Here is a 1,833-nt window from a genome sequence, read left to right on the forward strand (position 1 = left end):
CCAGTGCAGCGCGTCGAGGGCGGCCGCGCAGCCGCTGGCCGCCGCGGTGACCGCTTGCCGGTAGCGCCGGTCGATCAGGTCGCCGGCGGCGAATACGCCGTCCACTGAGGTGCGGCTCGTCTCGTCGCGCGTTCGGACGTAGCCGCGGTCGTCGAGGTCGAGAAGCCCCGTCAATCGATCCGAGCGAGGCATCTGTCCGACGGCGACGAACACTGCGGCAATGTCGATGTCGTAATCGGCGGTGGTATCGGTGTTGCGCACCCGTAGGCCTGTGACGCGGTGTGTGCCGTGGATGGCCAGCACTTCACTGGACGTCAGGATCGTGACCTTCCGATGGGCGCGCAGCCGAGCGACGGCGATTGCCGATGCCCGTAGCCGGGGGCGGTGGTGGACGAGGGTCACGTGCCGGGCACGGTGGACAAGATAACTCGCCTCTTCGACCGCGGCGTCGCCACCGCCGACGACAGCGACCGCGCAACCGGTGAACTGCGCGCCGTCCAGTTTGGCGCTGGTGCTCACTCCGTGGCCCAAGAGGTCGCGCTCGCCCGGCACATCGAGCGGCCGGTCGACGGAGCCCATCGCGAGGACGACGGCTCGGGCGTGGTGCATTTCGTCGTGTATGGCGATCGTCTTGATGTCGCCGTGCAGATCGAATCGGTCGACGTCGCCCGCCTGAAGTTCGGCGCCGAAACGCTGTGCCTGGTAACGCATCGCGGCCGCCAGCGCGGGTCCACACACGGACGGACCGACGCCGGGGTAGTTGTCCACCGGCCCGGCGGCCATCAGCGCACCACCGGGCGCCTCGCCCTCCACGACGAGGGTGTCCAGTCCGGCTCGCGCGGCGTAGATCGCCGCGGTGTAGCCGGCGGGACCCGACCCGACGACGATGACATCACGAACCAGGCTCGCAGAACTCATCAGTCGGTGGTGGCGTGCTGGGTGCGCCGCGCGGCGGCCATACTCGCGGGCCAAGAGTCAGGCCGGCGGTGCCTGGCGTTGGCGAGTTGCGCCGATGGAGTCTGCCAACAGCCACAGGGCCAAGCCCAGCAGCGCGATGTCTTTCATCAGGAATTCGCCATTGGCCGACAGGACGGGAAAGCCACCCGCGGTCGGTTCACCAATCCCAGGCGTGCTGACCATAAAACTGAGCGTGCCGAGGAAGAACGCCGTCGCCAACACACCGCCGATTACCGAAGCCTTCGGGTACCACGGCCTCAACGCAAGCAATGCTGCCGTCACCAACTCCGCCGTACCCAGCAGTCGGCCGAACGCGCTGATCGACATGATCTGATAGACCCAGCCCAAAAACGGGCTGTGGGCCACGAACGGTGAAACGCCGTGGGACTCGTAGTAGGTGAATTTCATTGCGCCGAACCAGGATATGACGACGACCAGTCCGTAGCGCGCGATGAGTGGTGCGGCTCCGACTCGTAACCCACGATTTGTCCCCAGCCTGCCCTTGTTGGTCTCGCTGACGGCCATCAGATCCGTCTCCCTTCATTTGCAATTACTTGGCCATACGCCAGGATCGGCGGTTTCGCACGCACATCACTCCACTGAGCGCAGATAGAACGGTGGCCGCGTGCTCACCGCAGCCGACGTAGATAAAACGCGACTCCCGCTGCGCCGCAACGTCGGCCGCCACTTCTCGAAGCTTCGCAGGCAACGTCGTGGTAGCGACACTGCGCGCGATGCCGGAGATGTCGTCGCCGTCTTCGCCGAGAATCATCGAGGCGACATAGTCATGGACGAACAGAGCGTTCAGAAACCCTTTCGGGCTGCTCGATGCACCGCTACGCAGCAGAACCTCACAGTCGGCAACCGCGGCAAGGG

General features: G+C 65.8%; 3 protein-coding genes. All 3 read right to left on the reverse strand.

The genetic code is table 11. The features are described 5' to 3' along the window. Positions 1–918 (reverse strand): NAD(P)/FAD-dependent oxidoreductase (locus tag A5701_RS10175; RefSeq protein WP_067752081.1); only part of this gene is annotated, 918 nt, incomplete at its 3' end. A 57-nt stretch (positions 919–975) separates the two neighbouring features. After that, a complete protein-coding gene (locus A5701_RS10180; RefSeq protein WP_082954736.1) occupies positions 976–1,482 on the reverse strand; it encodes a YkgB family protein in 507 nt (168 codons plus the stop codon). A 25-nt stretch (positions 1,483–1,507) separates the two neighbouring features. Next, the coding region (locus A5701_RS28535; RefSeq protein WP_197504957.1) for a hypothetical protein at positions 1,508–1,833 on the reverse strand (326 nt) is incomplete at its 5' end.

Origin of the sequence: Mycobacterium sp. E3305, assembly GCF_001666785.1 — a bacterium.
Classification (GTDB): domain Bacteria; phylum Actinomycetota; class Actinomycetes; order Mycobacteriales; family Mycobacteriaceae; genus Mycobacterium.

Excerpts from the sequence above, each read along its gene's own strand:
- A5701_RS10180 (WP_082954736.1), bottom strand. The coding sequence starts at position 1,482 with ATGGCCGTCAGCGAGACCAACAAGGGCAGGCTGGGGACAAATCGTGGG.